This window comes from Cupriavidus sp. SIMBA_020, assembly GCF_046535395.1.
Lineage (GTDB): Bacteria > Pseudomonadota > Gammaproteobacteria > Burkholderiales > Burkholderiaceae > Cupriavidus > Cupriavidus campinensis.
Genome location: NZ_JAWRWU010000002.1, coordinates 229,697 through 255,511, shown reverse-complemented (window position 1 = coordinate 255,511; position 25,815 = coordinate 229,697). Strand labels below are relative to the sequence as shown.

Annotated in this window: 25 protein-coding genes; 7 read left to right on the top strand and 18 right to left on the bottom strand. The window is 65.3% G+C overall.

The window, feature by feature from the left end; translation table 11 throughout:
* Positions 1 to 58: 58 nt before the first annotated feature.
* The 5 genes from hutC to SB751_RS05330 form a co-directional block, all read right to left on the bottom strand.
* A complete protein-coding gene (gene hutC, locus SB751_RS05350; protein ID WP_211943639.1) occupies positions 59 to 832 on the bottom strand; it encodes a histidine utilization repressor in 774 nt (257 codons plus the stop codon).
* Between the two features lie 5 nt (positions 833 to 837).
* Positions 838 to 1,617: an ABC transporter ATP-binding protein gene (locus tag SB751_RS05345; protein WP_092300909.1), complete on the bottom strand. Its 780-nt coding sequence runs from the start codon at positions 1,615 to 1,617 to the stop codon at positions 838 to 840.
* Positions 1,614 to 2,459: an ABC transporter permease gene (locus SB751_RS05340; RefSeq protein WP_244844888.1), complete on the bottom strand. Its 846-nt coding sequence runs from the start codon at positions 2,457 to 2,459 to the stop codon at positions 1,614 to 1,616. Before SB751_RS05340 ends, SB751_RS05345 begins: the two co-directional genes overlap by 4 nt.
* Positions 2,460 to 2,511: 52 nt before the next feature.
* On the bottom strand, positions 2,512 to 3,474 hold the full coding sequence (locus SB751_RS05335) for an ABC transporter substrate-binding protein (protein WP_144197847.1): 963 nt from the start codon (positions 3,472 to 3,474) through the stop codon (positions 2,512 to 2,514).
* A 216-nt stretch (positions 3,475 to 3,690) separates the two neighbouring features.
* The gene (locus tag SB751_RS05330; RefSeq protein ID WP_144197846.1) at positions 3,691 to 4,719 is read right to left on the bottom strand and encodes an NAD-dependent epimerase/dehydratase family protein; all 1,029 of its coding nucleotides are present in this window, start codon (positions 4,717 to 4,719) and stop codon (positions 3,691 to 3,693) included.
* 10 nt (positions 4,720 to 4,729) lie between these two features.
* On the opposite strand from SB751_RS05330, the gene SB751_RS05325 reads away from it, so the two are divergent.
* Both SB751_RS05325 and SB751_RS05320 read left to right on the top strand, forming a co-directional pair.
* Complete coding sequence (locus SB751_RS05325; RefSeq protein WP_410747840.1) at positions 4,730 to 5,785, top strand: CDP-6-deoxy-delta-3,4-glucoseen reductase; 1,056 nt, start codon at positions 4,730 to 4,732, stop codon at positions 5,783 to 5,785.
* A 277-nt stretch (positions 5,786 to 6,062) separates the two neighbouring features.
* Positions 6,063 to 7,250, top strand: a complete 1,188-nt coding sequence (locus SB751_RS05320; RefSeq protein ID WP_144197844.1) for an acetylornithine transaminase — start codon at positions 6,063 to 6,065, stop codon at positions 7,248 to 7,250.
* A gap of 80 nt (positions 7,251 to 7,330) precedes the next feature.
* Here the strand turns inward: SB751_RS05320 and SB751_RS05315 are convergent, their stop codons facing one another.
* From SB751_RS05315 to SB751_RS05285, 7 genes are all read right to left on the bottom strand, one after another.
* A complete protein-coding gene (locus SB751_RS05315) occupies positions 7,331 to 8,047 on the bottom strand; it encodes an ABC transporter ATP-binding protein (protein ID WP_092300924.1) in 717 nt (238 codons plus the stop codon).
* Between the two features lie 17 nt (positions 8,048 to 8,064).
* A complete protein-coding gene (locus SB751_RS05310) occupies positions 8,065 to 8,841 on the bottom strand; it encodes an ABC transporter ATP-binding protein (RefSeq protein WP_144197843.1) in 777 nt (258 codons plus the stop codon).
* A gap of 13 nt (positions 8,842 to 8,854) precedes the next feature.
* Complete coding sequence (locus SB751_RS05305; protein ID WP_144197842.1) at positions 8,855 to 10,009, bottom strand: ABC transporter permease subunit; 1,155 nt, start codon at positions 10,007 to 10,009, stop codon at positions 8,855 to 8,857.
* A 13-nt stretch (positions 10,010 to 10,022) separates the two neighbouring features.
* On the bottom strand, positions 10,023 to 10,958 hold the full coding sequence (locus SB751_RS05300) for a branched-chain amino acid ABC transporter permease (protein ID WP_144197841.1): 936 nt from the start codon (positions 10,956 to 10,958) through the stop codon (positions 10,023 to 10,025).
* A gap of 218 nt (positions 10,959 to 11,176) precedes the next feature.
* Complete coding sequence (locus SB751_RS05295; protein WP_410747839.1) at positions 11,177 to 12,379, bottom strand: branched-chain amino acid ABC transporter substrate-binding protein; 1,203 nt, start codon at positions 12,377 to 12,379, stop codon at positions 11,177 to 11,179.
* Between the two features lie 667 nt (positions 12,380 to 13,046).
* The gene (gene ispH / locus SB751_RS05290; protein ID WP_186296833.1) at positions 13,047 to 14,012 is read right to left on the bottom strand and encodes a 4-hydroxy-3-methylbut-2-enyl diphosphate reductase; all 966 of its coding nucleotides are present in this window, start codon (positions 14,010 to 14,012) and stop codon (positions 13,047 to 13,049) included.
* 26 nt (positions 14,013 to 14,038) lie between these two features.
* Positions 14,039 to 14,530 (bottom strand): peptidylprolyl isomerase, encoded by a 492-nt coding sequence (locus tag SB751_RS05285; RefSeq protein WP_144197838.1) that lies wholly within the window; start codon positions 14,528 to 14,530, stop codon positions 14,039 to 14,041.
* A gap of 118 nt (positions 14,531 to 14,648) precedes the next feature.
* Between SB751_RS05285 and radC the strand changes: the two genes are divergently transcribed.
* The 4 genes from radC (at position 14,649) to nadB (ending at position 17,761) form a co-directional block, all read left to right on the top strand.
* A complete protein-coding gene (gene radC / locus SB751_RS05280; RefSeq protein ID WP_144198122.1) occupies positions 14,649 to 15,341 on the top strand; it encodes a RadC family protein in 693 nt (230 codons plus the stop codon).
* A 204-nt stretch (positions 15,342 to 15,545) separates the two neighbouring features.
* Positions 15,546 to 15,779 (top strand): 50S ribosomal protein L28, encoded by a 234-nt coding sequence (gene rpmB, locus SB751_RS05275; RefSeq protein WP_006575661.1) that lies wholly within the window; start codon positions 15,546 to 15,548, stop codon positions 15,777 to 15,779.
* A gap of 13 nt (positions 15,780 to 15,792) precedes the next feature.
* The gene (gene rpmG, locus SB751_RS05270; RefSeq protein ID WP_008644909.1) at positions 15,793 to 15,963 is read left to right on the top strand and encodes a 50S ribosomal protein L33; all 171 of its coding nucleotides are present in this window, start codon (positions 15,793 to 15,795) and stop codon (positions 15,961 to 15,963) included.
* A 178-nt stretch (positions 15,964 to 16,141) separates the two neighbouring features.
* Positions 16,142 to 17,761 carry an L-aspartate oxidase gene (gene nadB, locus SB751_RS05265; protein ID WP_144197837.1) on the top strand — a complete coding sequence of 540 codons (1,620 nt, stop codon included), beginning with the start codon at positions 16,142 to 16,144 and terminating at the stop codon, positions 17,759 to 17,761.
* Positions 17,762 to 17,837: 76 nt separating this feature from the next.
* On the opposite strand, the gene nadC is transcribed toward nadB, so the two are convergent.
* The 6 genes from nadC to purN form a co-directional block, all read right to left on the bottom strand.
* The gene (gene nadC, locus SB751_RS05260; protein ID WP_144202374.1) at positions 17,838 to 18,701 is read right to left on the bottom strand and encodes a carboxylating nicotinate-nucleotide diphosphorylase; all 864 of its coding nucleotides are present in this window, start codon (positions 18,699 to 18,701) and stop codon (positions 17,838 to 17,840) included.
* The gene (gene nadA / locus SB751_RS05255) at positions 18,698 to 19,852 is read right to left on the bottom strand and encodes a quinolinate synthase NadA (RefSeq protein WP_144202376.1); all 1,155 of its coding nucleotides are present in this window, start codon (positions 19,850 to 19,852) and stop codon (positions 18,698 to 18,700) included. The genes nadC and nadA overlap by 4 nt, the downstream gene beginning before the upstream one ends.
* Positions 19,853 to 19,991: 139 nt before the next feature.
* Complete coding sequence (locus SB751_RS05250) at positions 19,992 to 21,182, bottom strand: acyl-CoA desaturase (protein ID WP_144202378.1); 1,191 nt, start codon at positions 21,180 to 21,182, stop codon at positions 19,992 to 19,994.
* Between the two features lie 302 nt (positions 21,183 to 21,484).
* On the bottom strand, positions 21,485 to 22,774 hold the full coding sequence (locus tag SB751_RS05245; protein WP_244844886.1) for a mechanosensitive ion channel family protein: 1,290 nt from the start codon (positions 22,772 to 22,774) through the stop codon (positions 21,485 to 21,487).
* A 36-nt stretch (positions 22,775 to 22,810) separates the two neighbouring features.
* Positions 22,811 to 24,214 (bottom strand): RsmB/NOP family class I SAM-dependent RNA methyltransferase, encoded by a 1,404-nt coding sequence (locus SB751_RS05240; protein WP_144202383.1) that lies wholly within the window; start codon positions 24,212 to 24,214, stop codon positions 22,811 to 22,813.
* Entirely contained in the window at positions 24,211 to 24,870 is a 660-nt protein-coding gene (gene purN, locus SB751_RS05235; RefSeq protein WP_144202385.1) for a phosphoribosylglycinamide formyltransferase, read from the bottom strand. Before purN ends, SB751_RS05240 begins: the two co-directional genes overlap by 4 nt.
* 234 nt (positions 24,871 to 25,104) lie before the next feature.
* On the opposite strand from purN, the gene SB751_RS05230 reads away from it, so the two are divergent.
* Entirely contained in the window at positions 25,105 to 25,764 is a 660-nt protein-coding gene (locus SB751_RS05230; protein ID WP_092300966.1) for a response regulator, read from the top strand.
* Positions 25,765 to 25,815 lie beyond the last annotated feature (51 nt).

Below are 25,815 nucleotides of genomic sequence, written 5' to 3'. Positions count from 1 at the left end.
CAGGTTAGTCGAAAATGGGGGCCGAAGGCCAGTACTAACTAGCCCCAGCTACTCAGTTTTAGCCGAAGGCCGGATTGCCGTCGGCGCGGAAGCGGCTGCCGAGGCGATAGCGGTTGCCCGGATGCAGGCAGCGCACGAACGTGACCGGCACGCCACTCGTCCACGTGCGCCGCGTGAGCAGCAGGCACGGCTGGGTCGGCGGCATTTCCAGTTGCGCGGCCTGCTCGGGGGTGGCGGCAATCGCATCGACCACGTGTTCCACCTGGTCGTAAGGCACGTTGCGCAGCAGGTATTCACCGGGCTGCGTATCGCGGAAGTCCTGTGTGATGAAGTCCGGCGCCACGCGCGGATTGACGTAGCGGTCTTCCAGCTGCACCGGCACGCCGTCCTCGCGATGCACGCAGACCGAGTGATAGACCGACTCGCCGGTGCGCAGCTCGAGCGCCGCCGCCACCTCGATCGACGCCGAGACGCGCTCCACCAGGATCACATCGCACGCATAGTCGTGGCCGCGCATGCGGATCTCGTCCTGCAGGTTGACCACCGACAGCAGGGTCGATTGCGGCTTGTGCTCGGCCACGAAGGTGCCGACGCCGGCCACGCGCACCACCCTGCCCTGCTCCGACAGCTCGCGCAGCGCCCGGTTGACGGTCATGCGCGAGACCGAGAAGCGGGTCACCAGTTCCTGCTCCGACGGCACGCGGTCTCCCGGCTGCCACGCGCCGCTCTGGATCTGGCGGGCGATGTACTCCTTCACCTGCTGGTAGAGCGCGGAAGGGGCCGAAGGCGTGGAGGGGTTGGCGGGGGTGGAGCCGGCAGCGGGGTGATTCATGGCGGTCAGTGCTCGGCCGCGGCCATGGCCTCGGCACGAATTTCCTCGGTCAGCCGCGCCTTCAGCGCGGAGAACTCGGGCGAAGTCTTGATCGTGTAATGGCGCGGATGGGGGAAATCCACCGCGATCTCGCTCTTGATCCGACCCGGCCTGGCGGAAAACACCGCCACGCGGTTGGCCATGAAGATGGCCTCGTCGATATCGTGCGTGACGAATAATACCGTTTTGCGCGCCGACTCCCAGATGCCCAGCAGCAGCTCCTGCATCAGCACGCGGGTCTGGTTGTCCAGCGCGCCGAACGGCTCATCGAGCAGCAGGATCTTGGGGTCGTTGGCCAGCGCCCGCGCAATCGCCGTGCGCTGCTGCATGCCGCCCGAGAGCTGCTTCGGATAGTGATGCTCGAAGCCGCGCAGCCCCACGCGGGCCATGAAATAGTCGCTGCGTTCCTTCTGGTCCGCCGCGCTCATGCCGCGCTCGCGCAGGCCAAAGCGCACGTTCTGCTCGATGGTCAGCCACGGAAAGAGCGTGTACGACTGGAACACCATGCCGCGATCGGCGCCCGGGCCGGCCACCGGCTGGCCGTCGAGCAGCACGCGCCCGCCCGAAGGCGTGTCCAGCCCCGCCACGATGCGCAGCAGCGTGGACTTGCCGCAGCCCGAGGGGCCGAGGATGGTCACGAAGTCGTTGTCGCGCACGTCGAAGTCCACCGGCAGCAGCGCCTGCGTGACGCCACCGCGCGGATTCGAAAACGTACGAGAAACCTGCTGGATCGACAGCGCGCTCATTTGATCGAACTCCACGGAAACAGGCGCTGGTTGGCCAGCTTGAAGACGAGGTCGGACACCAGCCCGATGCAGCCGATGACGATGATCCCGAAGATGATCTGCCCGGTGTTGAGCAGCGCCTGGCTGTCCGTGATCATGTGGCCGATGCCGGACGACGAGCCGATCAGCTCGGCCACGATCACATAGGTCCAGGCCCAGCCCAGCACCAGCCGCAGGATCTCGGCGATCTCCGGCGCCGCGCCCGGAATCAGCACGCGCCGCACGATGCCGCGCGGCGTGGCGCCGAGCGTGTAGGCCGCCTCCACCAGATCCTTGCGGGCCCCGCCCACCGTCACCGCCACCATCAGCACAATCTGAAAGAACGAGCCGATGAAGATGACCAGCAGCTTCTGCGTCTCGCCGATGCCGGCCCAGAGGATCAGCAGCGGGATAAAGGCCGAGGCCGGCAGGTAGCGGCAAAACGAGACGAAGGGCTCGAAGAACGCCTCCGCCGCCTTGTACGCGCCCATGAAGATGCCGAGCGGCACGGCCAGCACGGCGGCCAGCACGAAGCCGCCCACCACGCGCCACACCGTCATGCCGATGTCGCCGAGGAAGTTGTATTGCGTGAACAGGGTCACGCCTTCGCGCGCCATGGTCAGCGGATCGGCCAGGAAGGTACGCGGCACGAAGCCGCCCAGCGTGACCGCCGCCCACAGCGCGAAGAAGACGGCGAAGAACGACAGGCCGAGCAGCCAGCGCGCGTGGCCGCCCACCGGCACCAGCGGCGACAGCCACGGATGGCGGCGGCGCGGGGCGCTGTCGTCGCCGGCGCCGCTTGCACTGGCGGCCGGCGCGGGCATGCGGCCGGCGGGCGTGGAAACCTGCGTCACCTGGGTCATGGCGGCCTCCGGCTTACTTGAGGAATCGGGCGTCATAGAGCGTGGTCACGTCCGGCGTCTGCCGGATCACGCCAATATCGAGCAGCACGGCCGCGGCCTCCTTGCTGAAGCTGGCCAGCTCGCCCGCGAAGAAGGTGCGATTGGCCGCCTTGTCCTGCCAGCGCAGGTAGGCCGACGACTTGGCGAACTGCTCGCCGGTCTGCTTGACCGCGGCGCCCATGATCTCGTTCGACTTGGCCGGGTCCTTGCGAATCATCTCAAGGGCCTCGAAGTAGCTGTCCACCAGCGCCTGGGCAGCCTTCGGGTTGTCCTTGAGCCATTTCGGCGCGCAGCCGAGGGTGTCGGTCACCATCGGGTAGTCGAGCGTGGTGGCGAGGATCTTGCCCTTGTCCGGATTGGCACGCACCGTCGACAGATACGGCTCGTAGGTCATCGCACCATCGTTCTGGCCGGCCACGAAGGCCTGCGCGGCGGCCTGCGGGGACAGCGTGGTCAGCTTCACGTCCTTGAGCGTCATGCCGTTCTTTTTGAGCATCCACGCCAGCCCGAAATACGGCGCGGTGCCCGGCGCATCCACGCCGATGGTCTTGCCCTTGAGGTCCGCGAACGACTTCACATCCCCGCGCACCGCCAGGCCGTCCGCGCCATAGGATTTGTCCAATTGCACGATCTGCGTGATCGGCACGCCGTTGGCGTTCCACGCCACGTGGGTCTCCACCGTGGTGGCCGCGCACTGGATCGCGCCCGAGGCCAGCGCCAGGTGGCGGTCCTTCTGCGGAATCATCTTGATATCCACGTCCACGCCGTTCTTCTTGAAGATGCCGGCCTTGTCAGCGAGCGTGAGCGGGGCGAAGCCGGTCCAGCCGCTCATGCCGAGCGTCACGGGCGTGTTCTGCGCGTGGGCCGGGGCGGCGAGCGTGGTGACGAGGGATGCGAGGGCGATGGCGGCGAGCGTTGCGCGGCGGTGCAGGGTCATGCTGTCGGCTCCTTTGTGGTCGGGCAAATGGTGCTATGCCTGTCTATACAAGTCAACGCGGGGTTTGCACTAGGCGAGGCCCCGAAAAAGCGCCGGATACGCCTTGTTTCGCACCGATATGGGGTGCTTGTGCACAATCCTGTATAGACAGCAGCACCGCGGCGACATGGATCGCAAGCGGTGTGCCAGGGGAGCCTCAAACCCAGTCAGGCCGGGTCAGGCGTCAAAGAAGTCCGTGACGGTGGGATAGCGAAGCCGCAGCCGCAGTTCGCGCTTGAGGCGGCCGTTGTCGAGCCGGCGCGATTCGCTCATGAAGCTCAGCAGTGCCGGTTCGATCACCTCATGCGCCTGCTGGCGGGTGATGCGCGGCGGCCGGGGCAGGCCCCGGCGGTCCGCCACGAGGTCGAAGTAATCGGCCATGCGCAGCTCGGTGTCGTCGCTGGCGTGCACCACGCGCTGGGGCCGGCCGCGCCAGAGCGCCGCGATCATGGTGCGAGCGAGGTCGTCGGCATGGATATGGCTGGTGTAGACGTCGTCCTGCGGCGCCAGCGCCGGCGTGCCCTTGTGCAGCCGGGCCACGGGCAGGCGGTCCGCCGCGTAGATGCCGGGAATGCGGACGATGCTGGCGCGCCAGCCCGCATCGCGCCCGAAATGGCGCACGGCGGACTCGGCCGCCACGCGCCGGCGCGCCCGGGGCGTCTGCGGACGCACGGTGTCGAATTCCTGAACGCGGGCGCCGCCCCGGTCGCCGTAGACGCCGGTCGTGCTGGCATAGACGAAAACGCCGGCAGACTGGTGCCGGGCCGCCGCCTCAAACGCGCGGTGCCAGCCCCGCTCGGGTAGAATGGCGGCCTCGCTGGCGGCGTGGGCAGCCATGCGCCCGGACCGGGCGCGGCGCCATGCCGTGCGGCGCAACGCAGCCAGCAAGGCACGTGTGCGCGGATCGCCGCTCCCCTGTGCGGGCGGCGGGGCCAGGTCGATGACCCGGTCCGCCAGTCCGCGCAGCCGTGCCAGCGTGGCCGGCCGGTCCAGATCGGCCACCAGCGGCACCGCGCCCGCGGCGCGCAACTCGGCCCGCCGGGCCGGCTGCGACGTCACGGCGAACACGCGCATGCGTGCCGCCAGCAGGCGCAGCACACGCGAACCGACATCACCGCAGCCCACGATCAGCAGGCGCGGACGGCCCAGGCGGCGACCCGCCCGGGAGTAAGACAATGCCGCATGCGGCGACAGAATTTGGCTCATAGACCTGATTATGGCTTATCAAGTAACCGTCATGCCCAGCGGCCACAAGTTCGAGGTGGCTGCCGATGAAACCATCCTCGGCGCGGCCCTGCGCCACAGCATCGGCCTGCCCTACGGCTGCAAGAACGGCGCCTGCGGCTCCTGCAAGGGCCGTGTGGTCGAAGGCAGCTTCGTCCAGGGCGACCATGCCGCCTCGGCGCTGACGGCGCAGGAAAAGACCGAAGGCCGCGCGCTGTTCTGCTGCGCCAACGCCACCTCGGACATCACCATCGAGTGCCGGGAAGTGCACGGCGCCGGCGACATCCCCATCAGGAAGATTCCCTGCCGCGTGAGCACGCTGGAGCGCCTGGCGGACGACGTCATCGCCATCCGCCTGCAACTGCCCGCCACCGAGCGCATGCAGTACCTGGCCGGCCAGTACGTGGAATTCCTGCTGCGTGACGGCAAGCGCCGCAGCTACTCCATCGCCACGCCGCCCCACGAGGAAGGCCCGATCGAGCTGCACATCCGCCATATGCCCGGCGGCGCATTCACCGACTACGTGTTCGGCGCCAAGGAAGGCGCCCCGGCCATGAAGGAGCGCGACATCCTGCGCTTCGAAGGCCCGCTGGGCAGCTTCTTCCTGCGCGAGGACTCCGACAAGCCGATCATCCTGCTGGCCTCCGGCACCGGCTTCGCGCCGATCAAGGCCATCGTCGAGCATGCCGCCTATACCGGCATCGACCGCAAGATGACGCTGTACTGGGGCGGCCGCCGCCCGGCCGACCTGTACATGCACGCGCTGTGCGAGCAGTGGGCGCGCGACCTGCCGAACTTCCAGTACGTGCCGGTGATCTCCAACGCCCAGGCCGAGGACAACTGGGCCGGCCGTACCGGCTTCGTGCACCAGGCCGTGATCGACGATCATCCGGACCTGTCCGGCCACGAGGTCTACGCCTGCGGCGCCCCGGTGATGGTCAACGCGGCCCGCACGGACTTCGCCGCCCAGTGCCAGCTGCACGAGGACGCGTTCTTCGCCGATTCGTTCACGTCCGAGGCCGACATGCACCCGGCCGGGGCCGCCTGACCACCCCCCGCCGTTCCGTCGACACAACAATGCCACCCGGGTCTGCCAGACTTTCCGCAATTGGTTTTGACACCCGGGTGCATGCGCCTTATATTGGCCGACATGAACACGATCATGCTCCGACGCCGCGCACGTACGTCGCTCCCTCCCAGGGTGCCTCGCGGCTGACCGTCCATCGCATCTGTTCAGGTCGACAAGCCACGGGCAACCCCCGTGGCTTTTTGTTTTTGCCGGTCTGATCCTCTCACCCCTTACTCGCCGAACCCAGGAGTCCGCCATGGCATTTGCCGATTTTCCCGTCCAATCCCTGATGTACATCACCAACCGCCCCGAGCTGGTCTTCACCGAAGGCAAGGGTTCCTGGCTGACGGACCATAACGGCAAGCGATACCTGGATTTCGTGCAGGGCTGGGCAGTGAACAGCCTGGGCCATTCGAACGAAGGCATGATCGAGGCGCTGGAGAAGCAGGCCCGCAAGCTGCTGAACCCGAGCCCCGCCTTCTACAACGAGCCGATGCTGGTGCTATCCAAGCAGCTCACCGACAACAGCTGCTTCGACAAGGTCTTCTTCGCCAACAGCGGCGCCGAGGCCAACGAAGGCGCCATCAAGCTGGCCCGCAAATGGGGGCGCAAGCACAAGAACGGCGCGTACGAGATCATCACCATGGACCACAGCTTCCATGGCCGCACGCTGGCCACCATGAGCGCGTCGGGCAAGGCCGGCTGGGACACCATCTTCGCGCCGCAGGTGCCGGGCTTCCCGAAGGCGGAGCTGAACAACCTGGCCTCGGTGGAGGCCCTGATCACCGACAAGACCGTCGGCATCATGCTGGAGCCGGTGCAGGGCGAAGGCGGCGTGATTCCCGCCACGCGCGAGTTCATGCAGGGCCTGCGCGCGCTGGCGGACAAGCACAAGCTGCTGTTCATCGTCGATGAAGTGCAGACCGGCTGCGGCCGCTGCGGCACGCTGTTCGCCTACGAGCTGTCGGGCGTGGAGCCGGACATCATGACGCTGGGCAAGGGCATCGGCGGCGGCGTGCCGCTCTCCGCCCTGCTCTGCAAGGCCGAGGTGGCCAGCTTCGAGGCCGGCGACCAGGGCGGCACCTACAACGGCAACCCCCTGATGACGGCCGTGGGCAGCAGCGTGATTGCCCAGCTGACCGCGCCGGGCTTCCTGGACGACGTGAAGGCGAAGGGACAGTACCTGCGCGAGCAGCTGCTGGCCCTGTCGGACGAGTTCGGCCTGGGCGGCGAGCGTGGCGAGGGCCTGCTGCGCGCCCTGGTGCTGAACAAGGAGATCGGTGCGCAGATCGTGGAAGAAGCGCGCGAAATGGCGCCGGAAGGGCTGCTGCTGAACGCCCCGCGTCCGGGCCTGCTGCGCTTCATGCCGGCGCTGAACGTGACGCGCGCCGAGATCGACCAGATGATCGGCATGCTGCGCACGCTGTTGAAGAAACTGGCCTGATTTGAAGTTTCTACGATGAAAAAAAGCCTCGCGATGCGAATCGCGAGGCTTTTTTTACTTGCCGGGAACCTGTCGGGCGCTTACTCGCCCAGGTAGGCCGCCCGCACCTTGGGGTCGTCCAGCATCTGCTTGGCGTCGCCGCTCATGGTGATCAGGCCGGACTCCATCACGTAGCCGCGGTGGGCAGCCTGCAGCGCCAGGCGCGCGTTCTGCTCCACCAGCAGCACGGTCACGCCCTGCGCGGACACCGTGCGCACCACCTCGAAGATCTTTTCGACCATGATCGGCGAGAGACCCATCGACGGCTCGTCCAGCAGCAGCAGCTTGGGCTGGCTCATCAGCGCGCGCGCCATGGCCAGCATCTGCTGCTCGCCGCCGGACATCGTGCCGGCCAGCTGGTCCGCCCGCTCCTTCAGGCGCGGGAAGGTCTCGAACATGCGGTCGATGTCGCGCTTGATACCCGCGTCATCGTTGCGCGTGTACGCGCCCATCTGCAGGTTCTCGGTGATGGTCATGCGCGCGAACACGCCGCGGCCTTCCGGCACCATCGCCAGACCCTGCTTCAGCAGCGTGTAGCTGGGCACGCCCTTGATGGACTTGCCCATGTACTCCACGTCGCCGCCGGCCCAGCCCTGCAGGCCGGTGATGGCCTTCATGGTGGTGGTCTTGCCCGCGCCGTTGGCGCCGATCAGGGTTACCAGCTCGCCGTCGTGGATGTCCAGATCCACGCCCTTGACGGCCTGGATGCCGCCATAGGCCACCTTCAGGCCGGAAATCTTCAGTACTGTCTGTTTCATTGCGCGTCTCTCCCGCCTTAGTGTGCCGATGCGCCGAGGTAAGCCTCGATCACCGCGGGATTGTTCTGCACGTCTTGCGGCAGGCCCTGGGCGATGACCTTGCCGTAGTCCAGCACGGTCATCTGGTTGCACAGGCCCATCACCAGCTTCACATCGTGCTCGATCAGCAGGATGGTGCGGCCGTCGTTGCGGATCTTGTCGAGCAGGCCGCGCAACTCCACCTTCTCGGTGGCGTTCATGCCGGCCGCGGGCTCGTCCAGCGCCAGCAGCTTGGGCTCGGTGGCCAGCGCGCGGGCAATCTCCAGGCGGCGCTGGTGGCCGTAGGAGAGGTTACGCGCGGTGAAGTTGGCGTACTTGCCGATGCCGACGTAGTCCAGCAGGTCGTGGGCCATGTCCTCGATGCCCTCTTCCTCGCGCCGCACCGAAGGCGGACGGAAGATCGCACCGAACACGCCAGCCTTGGTCCGCACGTGGCGGCCTACCATCACGTTCTCCAGCGCGGTCATCTCGCCGAACAGGCGGATGTTCTGGAACGTGCGGGCGATGCCAGTCCTGGCCACCTCATGCACGGCAGTGGGCTGGTAGGCGCTGCCGCCGAGCATGAACTCGCCCGAATCGGGCGTGTACAGGCCGGTGATGACGTTGAAGAACGTGGTCTTGCCGGCGCCGTTGGGGCCGATCAGGCCGTAGATCTCGCCCTTGCGGATCTGCAGGCCCACGTCGGACAGGGCCTGCAGGCCGCCGAAGCGCTTGTTGACCCCCTGTACGGACAGGAGGATTTCGTTGTTGCTCATGATGTCCTCCTGGTCAGAAACGGCCAACGCTGCCCGCCCGGCGCACCACCGGACGGTCTTCCTTGCGCGGCGACGGCCACAGGCCGGCCGGGCGATACAGCATCACCCCCACCAGTGCCAGACCGAACATCAGCTGGCGCAGCACCTCGGCATCGACGATGACATGGCCGAACAGGCCGGTCTGCATCGGCTCCGCCACCACGCGCAGCAGTTCCTGGAAGCCCACCAGCAGGATGCCGCCCAGGATCACGCCCGGGATATGGCCCATGCCGCCCAGCACCACGATGGCCAGGATGTAGATCGATTCCCACAGCGTGAACGACTCGGGCGAGACAAAGCCCTGAAATGCGCCGAATACGGCACCCGACACACCGCCAAACGAGGCGCCCATGGCAAAGGCCAGCAGCTTCACGTTGCGGGTGTTGATGCCCATCGCCTTGGCGGCGATCTCGTCTTCACGAATCGCCACCCATGCGCGACCGATACGCGAGTTCTGCAGGCGCAGGCAGACGAACACGATCACGATGACCAGGAACACCAGCAGGTAGTAGTACATGAACACCGGCGTGAACTTCAGCCCGAAGATCTCGTGGGATTTCGAGAAATCGAAGCCAAAGATGTGTACCGGGTCTACCGCCGTGATGCCCTTGGGGCCGTTGGTGATGTTGATCGGACGGTCCAGGTTGTTCATGAAGATACGAACGATCTCGCCGAAGCCCAGCGTCACGATGGCCAGGTAGTCGCCGCGTAGCTTGAGGGTTGGCGCGCCCAGCATGACGCCGAACAGCGCCGCCACCCCAAGTGCAATAGGCAGCACAAACCACATCGACAAATGCAGCCCGTTCGGGAACAGCTGCTGGATCCATTCGAACTGGTTGGCCAGGTGCGGCGAACCGAGCAGCGCCATCAGGTAGGCGCCCACCGCGTAGAACGCGATGTAGCCCAGGTCCAGCAGGCCGGCAAAGCCGACCACGATGTTCAGGCCCAGCGCCAGCATGATGTAGAGCAGCGCGAAGTCGAGCACGCGCACCCAGTAGTTGCCGCCGAAGGTCTGGACGAAGAATGGCGCGCACAGCGCCACGACGAGGAAGCCCAGCAGGGCCGCCAGCGTCTTGGCCGGCACGCGGGACGGTGCCGCGACGGCCGTGGATGGAATCGGGGTATTCATGGATTCGCTCTCCTCAGGCGCGGTCGGCCACGCGTTCGCCCATGATGCCGGACGGACGGAACACAAGTACGGTAATCAGCACGATGAACGCGAACACGTCCTGGTAATTCGAGCCGAACACCCCGTTGGTCAGGTCGCCGATGTAGCCGGCGCCCAGTGCCTCGATCAGGCCCAGCAGCATGCCGCCGACCATTGCGCCGGCCAGGTTGCCGATGCCGCCCAGCACTGCGGCGGTGAACGCCTTCAGCCCGGGGATGAAGCCCATGTAGAAGTGCGCGTTGCCGTAGTTGGTGGCCATCATCACGCCCGCCAGCGCCGCCAGGGCGGCGCCGATCATGAACGTGGCCGAAATCACGAAGTTGGGGTTCACGCCCATCAGGCCCGCCACCTTCTGGTTCTCGGCGGTGGCGCGCATGGCGCGGCCGAGCTTGGTGCGGTTGACCAGGGCCAGCAGGCCAGCCATCACCATCACGGCCATGCCGATGATGACGATTTCCTTGCCAGTGATGGTGGCGCCCGTGGAACCGATGTCGATCGGGCTCGAGGGCAGTAGCTGCGGGAAGGTCAGCGGGTTGCGCGACCAGATCAGCATGCCCATCGTCTGGAGGATGATGGAGACGCCGATGGCGGTGATCAGCGGGGCCAGGCGCGGCGCGTTGCGCAATGGCCGGTAGGCAATCCGCTCGATCGAAAAGGACAGTACTGCACAGACCGGCATGGCGATCAGCGTGGCGATCACCAGCGTCAGCCACTCGGGCAGGCCGGGGGCGAACTTCTGCAGCCCCATGATGGCTGACAACGCGGTCAGCGCGCCAATCATCAGCACGTCGCCGTGCGCGAAATTGATGATGCCCAGAATGCCGTAGACCATGGTGTAGCCCAGTGCGATCAGCGCATAGATGCTGCCGAGCACCAGACCGTTCACGATCTGCTGGATAAAGATATCCATGAAAACTCCTGCTTCAGCCCCGCGCCGCGCGGCATGGTGTGGATGCCGTGGGTGGGACGGTAATGTTGGATGGTTCGGGTAGAGAGGTGATGAGTTGCTGGTGTGCTGCCCGCCCTGTTCCATCCATGGTAAGGATGCTGTCAACCGTTGGCGAGACTAAAAAGAACGGCACCGCAAAATACTCACGGTGCCGTTCGGATGGGCCGGTAAGCCCGGAATTACATCTTCACGACGTCGAGGACGGACTTCTTCTTGTCCTTGTACTCGTACAGCGTGATGGTGCCTTCCTTCATGTCGCCCTTCTCGTCGAAGGCGATGTTGCCGATCACGCCCTTGTAGTTCGTCTTGGGCATTTCGGCCAGGATGGCGGCCGGCTCGGACGAGTTGGCGCGCTTCATGGCATCGACAACGACCATCACGGCGTCATACGTGAACGGTGCGTAGATCTGCACCGGGGCGTTGAAACGGGCCTGGTAGCGCTTCTGGAAGTCGTCGCCGGCTTCCATCTTGGACAGGGCCAGACCAGCTTCCGAGCAGATGATGTTGGTCACGGCATCGCCGGCCAGCTCAGCCACCTTGTCGGTACACACGCCGTCGCCGCCCACGATCTTCGAGGCGATGCCCAGTTCCTTGGCCTGCTTGGCGAACGGACCGCCGGTGGCATCCATGCCGCCGTACATGATCACGTCCGGCTTCTTGCCCTTGATCTTGGTCAGAATGGCCTTGAAGTCCGTGGCCTTGTCGTTGGTGGCTTCACGTGCCACCACGTTCACGCCCGAAGCCTTGGCAGTCTTCTCGAACTCGTCGGCCAGGCCCTTGCCGTAGGCGGTGGCATCGTCGACGATGGCCACGCTCTTGGCGCCCAGGCTCTTGGCGGCGTAGTTGGCCAGTGCCGGACCCTGCTGGGCGTCGGTGGCCACCACGCGGTACGTGGTCTTGAAGCCTTGCTTGGTGTAGTCGGGATTGGTCGACGACGGCGAGATCTGCACGATGCCCGCATCGCTGTAGATCTTCGAGGCCGGGATCGACACGCCCGAGTTCAGGTGACCCACCACGGCGACGACCTTGGCGTCCACCAGCTTCTGGGCCACGGCGGTGCCGGTCTTCGGATCGGCGGCGTCATCTTCACCCACCAGCTCCAGCTTGATCTTCTTGCCGCCGATTTCCAGACCGGTCTTGTTGACTTCTTCCACGGCCAGGCGGGCGCCGTTTTCGTTGTCCTTGCCAAGGTGGGCAATGCCGCCCGTCAGCGGAGCCGCGTGACCGATCTTGACGATGGTTTCACCGCCACCTGCAGCCTGCGCCGCCGCGGCAGGTGCCGATGCTGCCGCATCAGCCGGCTTTTCTTCTTTCTTGCCACATGCAGCGACCAGCGCCACAGCGGCCGCGATCGGCAGAATCTTGGCAAACGTGAATTGCATGAGTGATCTCCTAGGATTCACAAAAACAGGGAAATACTACGCCTCCCGGACGTATTCCCTGGACCGCCCTTTGTTTAGTTTCAATTTGAAACGCGCGCATTGTATCCCCTTTCTTCGCGGATGCAATACGCGACGCAACAACCTGAACCATTTACCCACCAATTGCGCTAGGGAATTTCCCCAATGCACAGATTGGGGCAATCTCCGCCCATTTGGCAGACCAGTCCCCCGTGCTTACAAGAATCGTGCCCGAGTCTCTCCGGAGGCGCTTGCGCCACGTCATAAGCCTGTGCCGCGCCACATATAATGGGCAGGTATTAATTAGGTATTTCATTTCAAATATCGAGCGGCCACTCTAATGTGCAGAATGTAGCGTCGCACCATAATAGGGAAAACCCCATCATCGGGGATTACCCTGATATTGTCTGGGTGTTAAGACACGTATTGCGGCATTATGGCGCGGGGCGTGGGTTTGCAAACCCTTGAATGTCTACAATAGTGCGGCAGCGCACGTCGGGACGAAAATGGCGGGCGCACAGAGACGCACCAGCGCGGTGCGATGGCAGAGCATCGAACAACGGGGAAGGAAAAAAGGCGGGGGGACGGCAGGCGCGGACACCGACCCGCTTCAGGTCGATGTCCGGCAATCAGGCGGAAACAGGCAGGATCAGGACTGCACGGACACGCTGGCGAGGCCGCGCGGCAGCGGGAAGGACATGTTCTCCTCCACGCCTTCCAGCGCACGCACATTGCGCACGCCGAACGTGCGCAGGCGCTCGACAATGGCCTGGGCCAGTGCTTCGGGCGCCGAGGCCCCCGCGGTCAGGCCGATCCGGCGCTTGCCCGCCACCCATTCCGGCTTGAGCTGGTCAGGATCGTCGACCATGTAGGCCGGCACGCCGAGGCGGTCCGCCAGTTCGCGCAGGCGGTTCGAGTTGGAGCTGTTCGGGCTGCCCACCACGATCACCACCTCCACCTGCGGCGCCATGAACTTCACGGCGTCCTGGCGGTTCTGCGTGGCATAGCAGATGTCCTGCTTCTTGGGTTCGCGGATATCCGGGAAGCGCGCCTTCAGCGCCGCCACGATCTCGGCGGTCTCGTCCACCGACAGCGTGGTCTGCGTGACGTAGGCCAGCTGCGACGGATCGGACACGGCCAGGCGGTTGACGTCCTCGACCGACTCCACCAGCAGCATGCCTCGCTCGGCCTGGCCCATCGTGCCTTCCACCTCGGGATGCCCCTTGTGGCCAATCATGATGATCTCGCAGCCTTCGGCGCGCATCTTGCCCACTTCGACGTGCACCTTGGTCACCAGCGGGCAGGTGGCGTCGAACACGGTGAGGCCACGCGCGGTGGCGTCCGCGCGCACTTCCTTCGACACGCCGTGGGCGCTGAAGATCACGGTGGAACCGGGTGGCACTTCGTCCAGTTCGTCGACGAACACCGCGCCCTTGTTGCGCAGATCGGCCACCACGTAGGCGTTGTGGACAATCTCGTGGCGCACGTAGATCGGCGCGCCGAACAGCGCCAGCGCGCGTTCGACGATCTCGATCGCGCGGTCCACGCCAGCGCAGAAGCCGCGCGGCTGCGCCATCAGGATCTCGGCGTCGATGGGGAGAGTGAGCTCGGGCATGCTGGGGTCCGTCACAACGGCTGACATCAGAGAATTCCGATCAATTGGACATCGAACAGGATGGTCTGTCCGGCCAGCGGGTGGTTGAAGTCGAACAGCGCGGCGGTCTCGCCGAATTCCTTCAGCACACCGGCGTACTTGCCGCCGTTCGGTGCATTGAATTCCACGAGGTCGCCGGGCGAATAGTCTTCCTCGAACGAGCTGTTCTCGCGCAGCGTGGCCAGCGAGACCCATTGCAGCAGTTCGGGGTTGCGCGGGCCGAAGGCATGCTCCGGCGCCAGGCGGTAAGTCATGCGCTGGCCCTCGGGCATGCCGAGCAGCGCCGCCTCGAGATTGGGCGCGAGCTGGCCCTGGCCAAGCAGCAGCGTGGCGGGTTTTTCCTCGAACGTGCTCACGACTTCGGTGCCGTTATCGAGGGAGATACTGTAGTGGAGGGTCAGGAAGGAGTCCGCCAGGACTGTCTTGCGGGCGGCCGCGCCGCCGCCTTCCGCTTCCGACGCAAAAGTTTGCAAATTCATGGGTGATCAACCGGTCAACAACCCGTATTGTATTCGACTGGCCCATCCGGCGCCGGCCTCCGTCGCAGCCGGCATGACTGACAGTGTGGCAATTTCTGGAGACGATTCGATGTCGATGATGCCAATTCCCCGCTGGCCCGCCCAGGAGCGACCCCGCGAAAAGCTGGCCCTGGGCGGCCCGGGAGCATTGTCCGACGCTGAATTACTCGCTGTTTTCCTGCGCGTGGGAAGCCCCGGCAAGAGCGCCGTGGACCTCGCCCGGGAGCTGCTGGTGCGCTTTGGCTCGCTGACGCGGCTGTTCGCCGCCGATACCGATGCCCTCGCCACCATCAAGGGCATGGGCGCCGCCAAGCAGGCCCAGCTGCGCGTGGTGCCGGAGCTGACCCGGCGCGCGCTGGCCGAGACGCTCAAGGCCCCGCGCAGCCTGGATTCCGAGCGCGCCGTCCGCGCCTACCTGCGGCTGACGCTGTCACGCCTGCCGCACGAGGTCTTCATCGCCCTCTATCTGGATAGTGCGTACCGCCTGCTCGCCAATGTGGAGCTCGGGCGCGGATCACTGGGCGGCGTCACGGTCTACCCGCGAGAAGTGGCGCGCGAAGCGCTTTCTTACAACGCCGCCTATATCATCGTCGCGCACAACCACCCACACGGCCCCCCGGAACCCAGCCTCGCTGACCTTTCCACCACACGACATCTCGCGCGGGCGCTCGCCGTGCTGGACATCGGGCTGCTGGACCATTACATTGTGGCCGGCAGCGAAATCTACTCGTTCGCCGAACATGACCGGCTGCCTGCCGTCCCGCCCACGTGAGCGCGTCCACGTGATCCCGGCAGCACGGCAAACCTGCGGCACAACACTTAGTCTTCCCCTCAGCGCGGAAGGCGTTGATTCGCCAGTCGTTTCCGGTCTATAATGTTCGTTTTGCTGAAGTCTCAATCCGCTGCAGTCCGGGCCCGCGCGCCTTTTGTTGATCTGTTGCGAACATTGTCCACGAATAAGATTTAGGAGTGCTTCATGGCACGCGTCTGTCAAGTGACCGGGAAAGCGCCGATGGTCGGCAACAACGTTTCCCACGCAAACAACAAGACCAAGCGCCGTTTTCTGCCCAACCTGCAGAACCGCCGCTTCTTCGTTGAATCGGAAAACCGCTGGGTGAGCCTGCGCGTCTCGAACGCCGGCCTGCGCCTGATCGACAAGAAAGGCATCGACTCCGTGCTCGCCGACCTGCGCGCACGCGGCGAAGTCTAAATAGGAGTACAACATGGCCAGCAAAGGCGGACGCGACAAGATCAAGCTGGAATCGACCGCAGGTACGGGTCATTTCTACACGACCACGAAGAACAAGCGCACCATGCCGGAAAAGATGGAGATCTCGAAGTTCGATCCCGTCGCCCGTAAGCACGTGCCTTACAAGGAAACCAAGATCAAGTAATTGATCCGGTCTCCGATGAAGAACCCCGCCGAGCACCTCGCTTCGCGGGGTTTTTTGTTGCCCACTTTTATGGGCCGCAAACCCTTGCGCCATAAGGGCTGCGACGTCCGCGAACCCGTATGCGGGTGTACACTTTCCCGCTTTCCCTGACGCGCATTCGCTCCGCGCGACCTGCACCATGAACTTCGACGTCGCGATCGTCGGCAGCGGGCTGGCCGGCCTCACCGTCGCGCTGGAACTGGCCGATAGCCACCGGGTTGTTATTCTCAGCAAGCGCGCCATGACCCAGGGCGCCAGCGACTGGGCCCAGGGCGGCATCGCCGCAGTGCTCGACTCCGGCGACAGCCACGACGAGCACACGCAGGACACGCTGGTTGCCGGCGCCGGCCTGTGCGATGAAGGGGCAACGCGCTTCATCGTGGAGCACGGGCGCGAAGCCATCCAGTGGCTCATCGACCGGGGCGTGCCCTTCACGCGCGACGCGCAGGCCGAACTGGGCTTCCACCTGACGCGCGAAGGCGGCCACAGCCGCCGCCGCATCATCCACGCGGCGGACGCCACGGGCCACGCCGTGGTCACCACGCTGACCGAGCAGGCGCGACAGCACCCGAACATCACGATCATCGAAGATCATTTTGCGATCGACCTGATCACGGCCGCCAAGCTCGGCCTGCCGGGCAACCGCTGCTACGGCCTCTACGTGCTCGACGACACCACGGGCGCCGTGCGCACGATCACGGCCACCCACACGGTGCTGGCCGCCGGCGGTGCGGGCAAGGTCTATCTCTATACGACCAACCCGGACACCGCGACCGGCGACGGCATTGCCATGGCGTGGCGCGCCGGCTGCCGGGTGTCGAACATGGAATTCATCCAGTTCCATCCGACCTGCCTCTACCACCCCTACGCCAAGTCGTTCCTGATTTCCGAGGCGGTGCGTGGCGAAGGCGGCCTGCTGAAGCTGCCCGACGGCACCCGCTTCATGCCCGACCATGACCCGCGCGCCGAACTGGCGCCGCGCGACGTGGTAGCACGGGCCATCGACTTCGAGATGAAGAAGCGCGGCCTCGACTGCGTCTACCTCGATATCACGCACCAGCCGGAAGCGTTCCTGAAAGAACATTTCCCGACGATCTACGCACGTTGCCTGGAGTTGGGCATCGATATCACCCGGGAGCCGATTCCCGTGGTGCCGGCCGCCCACTATACGTGCGGCGGCGTGGTGACTGACACAGCGGGCCGCACGGACCTGTCGAACCTGTACGCCGTGGGCGAGACCGCCTGCACCGGCCTGCACGGCGCGAACCGGTTGGCCTCCAATTCGCTGCTCGAATGCATGGTGATCGGGCGCGCGGCCGCCGAGGACATCGCCCGGCAGGACAAGGCCGGTGCACCGGACATCCGGCTGCCAGCCTGGGACGCCAGCCGCGTGGCCGATGCGGACGAGGAAGTGGTGGTGTCCCACAACTGGGACGAACTGCGCCGCATGATGTGGAATTACGTGGGCATCGTCCGCACGGACAAGCGCCTGGAGCGCGCCCAGCACCGGATTGGCCTGTTGCGCGAGGAAATTTCCGAGTATTACGCCAACTTCCGCGTGACGCGCGACCTGCTGGAACTGCGCAATCTGGTAGAAGTGGCCTCGCTGATCGTCGACAGCGCGTACTCGCGTCACGAAAGCCGGGGCCTCCACTTCAGCCGCGACTATCCCGATACCCTGCCCAAGGCGCTGCCGACCGTGCTCCAGCCGCTGCTGGGCCGCGCGGCGCAGCATCGACGCCACAAGGAAAAGTCGTAAAGCACACGTGAAAAAGGGGCCGATACGGCCCCTTCCCTTGCTTCCTCGCTGCACGCTTTGCCGATCTTGGCAGGCGTTATCCGACGATCCGCAGCGAATAGTCGGTCGCGCGCACATCCTTGGTCAGCGCGCCCACCGAGATCCGGTCCACGCCCGTCTCGGCGAATTCCCGGATCGACTCGGCATTGACGCCACCCGACACCTCCAGCAGGGCCCGCCCACGGTTGATTTCCACCGCTTCGCGCATCATCGGCACCGTAAAGTTGTCGATCAGCACCGATTTGGCGCCGGCAGCCAGCGCTTCTTCCAGTTCGGCGATCGATTCCACCTCGATCTGCACCGAAGCGTCCGTGCCCAGCGCCAGCGCGGCCTGCATGGCCGCCGTGATGCTGCCCGCCGCCGCGATATGGTTTTCCTTGATCAGGATGCCGTCATAGAGCGCGAGCCGCTGGTTCTCGCCGCCGCCGATGCGCACCGCGTACTTCTGCGCCAGGCGCAGGCCCGGCAGCGTCTTGCGGGTGTCGAGCACACGGGCCCGCGTGCCGGCAATCAGATCCGCATAGCGCCGGGTGGCCGTGGCCACGCCGGACAGCAGTTGCAGGAAGTTCAGCGATGGGCGCTCCGCCGTCAGCAGCGCGCGCGCCGGACCGGCGATCTCGCACACCACGTCATCGGGCGCCATCCGCGCGCCTTCCTCCTTGAGCCAACGCACCTGAAGCCGCGCGTCGACGGCCGCCATGCATGCGTCGAACCAGGGCTGGCCGCACAGCACCGCACTCTCGCGCACGATCACGCGCGCCCGCACGGGCTTGTCGGCCGGAATCAGCAGACCCGTCAGGTCGCCGGTGCCCACATCCTCGGCAATTGCCGCCTGTACGTTGGCCGCCAGCGCCGCTTGCAGCGCCGGGCCGTAACTCTCGAACACGGAATTCAGGGTCATGCCGGGCCCACTCCCTGGAACAGCGCGCCCGCCTGGGCCAGATCGCTGGCCGGGCGCACATTGGCCTTCTGCTGTGCGGCGAAGTCGAGCATCCGCTCGATGCAGGTAACAGCGCGCTGGCCGATGATGGGGTCCACATGGATCTCGTTGCGCCCCGTTTCCAGCACTTCGGCCAGATTCGTCAGTGCATTCATGGCCATCCACGGGCAATGCGCGCAGCTCTTGCAGGTGGCGCTGTTGCCGGCCGTGGGGGCCTCAATGAAATGCTTGCCCGGCGCGGCCATCCGCATCTTGTGCAGGATGCCGTTGTCAGTGGCCACGATGAATTCGTTGGCGTCGAGGTGCTGGGCTGCCGCAATCAGCTGGCTCGTGGAACCCACCACGTCTGCCTGCGCCACCACATTGGCCGGCGATTCGGGGTGCACCAGGATCTTGGCGTTTGGATAGTCCTTGCGCAGCAGGTCCAGTTCGATGCCCTTGAACTCGTCATGCACCAGGCAGGAGCCCTGCCACAGCAGCATGTCGGCACCGGTTTCCTTCTGGATGTAGCTGCCGAGGTGCTTGTCCGGCGCCCAGAGAATCTTTTCGCCGCGCGCGTGTAGATGTTCGACGATTTTCAGGCCGATGCTGGACGTCACCATCCAGTCCGCACGGGCCTTCACGGCCGCACTGGTATTGGCGTAGACCACCACCGTGCGATCCGGGTGGGCATCGCAGAATGCCGAGAATTCGTCCGCCGGGCAGCCGAGGTCCAGCGAGCACGTAGCGTCGAGGTCCGGCATCAGGATGGTCTTCTCGGGGCTCAGGATCTTGGCGGTCTCGCCCATGAAGCGCACGCCGGCCACGACCAGCGTCTGGGCGGCATGATCGCGGCCGAAGCGCGCCATTTCCAGCGAATCCGACACGCAGCCGCCGGTTTCCTCGGCTAGGTCCTGCAGGTCGGCATCGACGTAATAGTGCGCCACGAGCACCGCGTTGCGCTCCTTGAGCAGCTTGCGGATGCGGGCCTTGAGCCCCTGGCGCTCGTCGGGGGTCAGCGCGGGCGGCACTTTGGCCCAGGCATGAGCCACGCAACTGCCGCCGGCTGCGCTTTCGGTATCCGTCAGGTTCGGTTTCTCGAACTCGACGGCCTTGATCGTTTGTGGGGTCATCTCAGCAGTACTCCTCGGGGCACCCGTGGGCCGCCGCGCTTGGAAGCACGCGGTCTGACCTGGACATGGGGGAGTGTAGCGAAAAGAAAAGCCCCGCCAGGGGCGGGGCTTTTACCATGCGGGCGCGACGCGAATTGTATCAGGCGTACCGGCGCAGGCGCAGCGAAAACTCTTGCAGGGCCTGGATACCGCTGGCTTCGGCGCGATGGCACCACGCCTGCAGTTGCTGGAGCAGCTGTTCGCGCGTGAGGCTCGAACGGCCCCAGATCGCGGCGAGCTCGCGGCGCATTTCCACGAAGGTATGCAGCGCCTTGTTCTGCTCGACGATGCTGGCCAGTTGCTGGCGCTGCGGCGCGGCCAGCTTGCCTTCCTCGCGATGGAACCACTTGCGGGCAAGCTCGAAGTGGCTGTAGTCGGCCGCGCGGCCTTCCTTCAGCTTCTCCAGTTCCTCGTTGTACGCGCTCTTCACGGCCTTGGCGTAGCGCGCCATGACGTCGTAGCGGTTGGCGATGATCGCTTCCAGCGTGTTGTGGTCCACCGGGCGGGCATCCACCAGACGGGCCTTGGGCGGGGTCTTCTTGACCTTGGCCAGCCCCACGGCCTGCATCGCGCGGATGTACCACCAGCCCACATCGATCTCGTACCACTTGATCGAGAACTTGGCTGACGTCGGGTACGTGTGGTGGTTGTTGTGCAGCTCTTCGCCGCCAATGATGAAGCCCCACGGCGACACGTTGGTCGAAGCATCCTCGCAATCGTAGTTGCGATAGCCCCACCAGTGGCCCAGGCCGTTGATGATGCCGGCCGCGTGGATCGGGATCCAGAGCATCTGTACGGCCCAGACCGACAGGCCGATCACGCCGAACAGCGCCACGTCGATGATCAGCATCAGGCCAACGCCCTGCCAGGCGAAGCGCGAGTACACGTTACGCTCGACCCAGTCGTCAGGCGTGCCATGGCCGAACTTGGCGATGGTTTCCTTGTTCTTGGCTTCCTCGCGATACAGCTCCGCGCCTTCCAGCAGCACCTTGCGGATGCCGCGGGTCTGCGGGCTGTGCGGATCGTCCTCGGTCTCGCACTTGGCGTGGTGCTTGCGGTGGATGGCGGTCCATTCCTTGGTCACCATGCCCGTCGTCAGCCACAGCCAGAAGCGGAAGAAGTGCTGCGCAATAGGGTGCAGATCCAGCGACCGGTGCGCCATGCAGCGGTGCAGGAAAATGGTCACGCCGGCGATCGTGATGTGCGTCACCACGAGGGTGTAGATCACGATCTCCCACCAGGACCAGTTGGCAAGGCCGTTGGCGGCCCAGTCAAGAATTGAGTCGAACAAACTGTTCTCCGTCTGTGAATCGAAGGTCTTGCAGCGCGGCACGATGGTGCGGCGCGGCGAACGCGCAGAAAAAAGACTGCGAAATCAGGCGATTGCGATTATTACTGGCGCCTGGCGCAACCTGTCGAGACAGTATGGGAGCCGGGCGAAGGCACGAGCCGCTGCAATCTGGCGGCTGTCTGATGTGGGGCTGCGGCTTGCTCTGCAGGCGCGCGTCAACCCGGTATTCTACCGGATCGGCGCGACTCGAACATCCGCTTTTTCCCCGACTTTGAGTAGCCCCCGTGGCTTTCGTTCCCCTTTCATGCAAGGGGTGGCGCGGACGCCGCATCCGCCGCCAGGACACGCATTTCCCGCTGCGGATACGGAATCGAGATGCCATGCTCGCGGAAAGTGCGCCAAATGGCACGATTCATCGCCGATTGCACGCCGAGCTTGCCGTTTTGCGGGTCGGCGATATTGACCGCCACCTCGTATTCGATGCCGCTGTCCGCGAACATGACGAGAAAGGCAGCCGGGGCCGGCTCGGGCAGCACGCGCGGCAGGCCGCGCACGCAATCCTGCAGCAAGGTGATCACGGTTTCGGGGTCGGCGGCGTAGTCGGCCTGCACGCGTGTCGCCACGCGCACATTGGTGCCCGAAAACGAATGGTTCTGCACCGATTGGGCAACAAGTTGCTCATTCGGCACAAGCGTCTCGCCATCGCCATTGCGGACCACGGTGTAGCGGGTGCGGATCTGCGAGACGATTCCGGTGTACTTGTCCACCGTGATCTGGTCGCCGAGCTTGACCGAGCGGTCCAGCAGGATGATGAAGCCCGAGATGTAGTTGCTGGCGATCTTCTGCAGACCCAGGCCGAGGCCCACGCCCAGCGCGCCGCCGAAGACCGACAGCACGGTCAGGTCAATGCCGACCAGCGACAGGCTCAGCAGCAGCGACACCAGCAGCAGCAGCGCCTTGGCGATGCGCGTGAGCACCACCTTGAGGTTCGAGTCCAGGCTCGGCGCGCGCATCAGCCGCTCCTCGAGCCAGGAGCCGAACCACATCGCCGCGAGCACGGTCAGCAGAATCCAGACCACGCCCATCAGTGTGCTGGCCAGGCTGACGTCGTGCTTGCCGCCGATCGAGAAGCGCACCGCATGCATCCACGCCATCACATCGGACAGCACGCCCAGCACATACAGCGCCATGCCGAGCCAGACCACCGTGGTGAGCACCTTCTCCACCAGCACCAGCATGCCGTGCAACTGCCCGTTGCCCGACAATACGCGCCGCAGGATGTAGAAGCCGACATAAAGCGAGCTGATACCGAACAGCGGCACCAGCGCCAGCCGCAGCACGCTGATTGACAGGAAGGGCGCCAGCGCGAAGCGCGCCGTCAGGACCAGCAACCAGCCAATCAGCGGAAACATCGCCCGCTCAAGGCTGACGGCGGCCAGCCTGAGCGAGAAACTCGACGATTCGTAGCGCGCTTCCAGCCGTCCGGTCACATGGCGCGCAAGCGGCCATGCCACCAGCAGGCAGGCAGCCAGGACCCCCAGCTGCCAGAAGAAGCCCGGCCCGCCCGCATCGCGGAGCAGGTCGTCAAGCATCTTGCCAAATCCGGAATGCTCCATGGATGCCGGGGCTTATCGGGTACGTTCCAGCACCGCCGCAAAGAAGCCATCGGTCTGATGGATGTGCGGATACAGCGCCAACATGCCGCCTTCTGCCGGCAATTCCGGCACTTCGATCTTCTGCTCGGCCAGCACCTCGGCCACGGGCACCAGACGGAAATTCTCGTGGGTTGCCAGGAAATCGCGGATGATCGCCTCGTTTTCGGCTTCCAGCACGCTGCACGTGGCGTACACAACACGTCCGCCACCCTTCACCAGCCGGGCAGCCGAATCAAGGATGGCCGACTGCTTGGCGGTCAATTCGAGCACCGACTCCGGTGACTGGCGCCACTTCAGGTCGGGGTTGCGGCGCAGGGTGCCCAGGCCGCTGCAAGGCGCGTCCACCAGCACGCGGTCAATCTTGCCGGCCAGACGCTTGATCTTGGCGTCGCGTTCGGAATCGATCAGCACCGGATGCACGTTCGACAGCCCGCTGCGCGCCAGACGCGGCTTCAGGTTGGCCAGCCGCTTCTCGGACACGTCGAAGGCGTAGAGCCGGCCGGTCGAGCGCATGGCGGCGCCCAGCGAGAGCGTCTTGCCGCCGGCGCCCGCGCAGAAGTCCACGACCATCTCGCCACGCTTGGGCGCCACGAGGTGGCACAGCAACTGGCTGCCTTCGTCCTGCACCTCCACGCCGCCGTTGATAAACAGCGGCAACTGGTTCAGCGCGGGCTTGCCCTTGAGGCGGATGCCGGCGGGGGACATCGGGGCGACTTCGGCGGCGATACCAGCCGTTTCCAGCTCGGCCAGGGCCTCTTCGCGGGAGATCTTCGCCGTATTCACACGCAGGTCAAGCGGCGCGGGGCGCAGCCAGGCATCGCCGAGGGCGGTGGTGAAGGCTTCGCCATGGCGCGCGACGAGGTCGTCGTAGAGCCATTCCGGCAGGTTGGCGCGCACGCGCGGCGAGAGGCTGGAGCGCTCGATCGTCGTCAGCCGGTCCAGCCACTCGGCTTCGTCCGGGTAGAGGAACGGGCTCAGGACATCGCGGCCCAGCGTTGCGGCGAGGCCGAGCAGGCCCAGCCGGCGGGTGGCCGCACCGGTGCCGCTTTCGGCGAATTGGCCGAATTCGACGCGTCGGCGCAACACTGCGTAGATCGCCTCGGCGATGATGCCGCGATCCCGATGGCCGAGCTTCGCGTTCTCGCGGAAGTAATAGCTGACCACGGCGTCGGCCGGGCGCGCGAACAGCAGCACCTTGCCCAGCAGCCGCTCGATGTGTTGCAGGTGGAACGCCTGCAGGCCGCTCCCCGAGCGCCCATATGCGCCATCCACCCCTTGCGGGCGCGGCGTGGCGGCCTTGCGGATGGGGCTGCCCTTGCCTTTGCTGCTGCGCGAACGCTGGCGGTTGTCCTGAGGTGTTGCGGGATTACGACTCATTGAGAGATGCCTGCCGCCGGAGCGGAGAGGGCCAGCAACCACTGGGGTTCGGCCGGTTGAACTTGAACCACGCCGTCGCGTACCTGCAGACGGTCTTCCACAAACCAGCGGACGGCGCGGGGATACATCACATGCTCGCAGTCGAGCAAACGCGTGGCGAGCGACTCCGGAGTGTCGCCAGGCAGAACATCGAGTGCTGCTTGCAGCACGATCGGACCATGATCGAGCTCCGGAGTGACGAAATGGACCGTCGCCCCGTGAAACTTGACGCCGGCCTCGAGGGCCTGGCGATGGGTATGGAGTCCCGGGAAACTGGGCAGCAGCGACGGGTGGATATTCAGCATGCGGCCCGCGTAATGCTCCACGAACTCGGGCGTCAGAATGCGCATGAAGCCCGCCAGCACAACGAGATCGGGCTGGTGCGCGTCGATGGCATTGCGCATCGCCGCATCAAAACCGGCACGATCGGGGTACTGCTTGTGGTCCACCACGCCCGTGGCAATGCCGTGTTCCGCCGCAAACGCCAGACCGCTGGCGTCGGGACGGTTCGACAGCACCGCCGCCACGCGCCCCGGCCACTGCTCGGCGGCACAGGCCCGGACGATGGCTTCCATGTTGCTGCCACGCCCGGAAATCAGGATCACAATATTTTTCATCGGCGCGATTCTACCAAGCTGTCGTCCAAACGCTTGCAAAGCGAGCACATTAGGTACTTAATTCACGCGAAACCGACCTCCGGCGCGGGCGCGCGGTGCCCAGTACGATGCATATACCCCTGTGTGATGGATTGTGACGCCTTCCCCGCTCTGATAGAGTGGTCACTACGTCCACGCGCCACTGTGCAAGTAGGTGACAACAAGGACGAGACGGGAAATTAGACGGGAATACGCATGTCGAACGCTGCACCGACTTTGTTGGTGGTCGATGATCATCCTATGGCCCTCTCAGGCACCACCGCATTTCTCGCGGAGGTGATGCCCGATGTCGCCGTCCATGCGGCGGGCAGTGCCAAGGAAGCTCTCCACTCGCTGAACCAGGGATTGCGCCCCGATATCGTGCTGCTCGATATCTGGCTGAACGACGGTACCGGCTTCGATGCCATGCTGGCATTCAAGACCGTGATCCCGAGCGCGCGCTTCATCTTCATGTCCGCCGAGGCCACACCAGAGATTGTGGGCCGCGCGCGGGCGCTCTCCGCCTGCGGCTTCGTGGGCAAGCACCTCGACGCCAACGCCTTCACGGCCGCCGTGCGCAAGGTGCTGGCCGGCGATACCAGCTTCCCCACCGACGAGGCGCTCTCCGGCCGCTCCCAGTCCTTCGGCCCCGCCCATGGCATTCCCGTGACGCCGGCCGAGCTGGGCCTGACGCCGCGCCAAGGCTCGGTGCTCGCACTGGTGCTGGAAGGACTGCCGAACAAGGTCATCGCCCGCAAGCTGGGGCTCACCGAGAATACGGTCAAGGAGCACGTCTCCGCCATCCTGCAACGGCTGGGCGTGCGCACGCGGATGCAGGTCATGTCGCGCATGGAACGGTTCCGGCTTCGCCAGTAATCCATCGTAGGATCTTCAAGCCATAACGCCACCCCGAGCGGTGGCGTTATG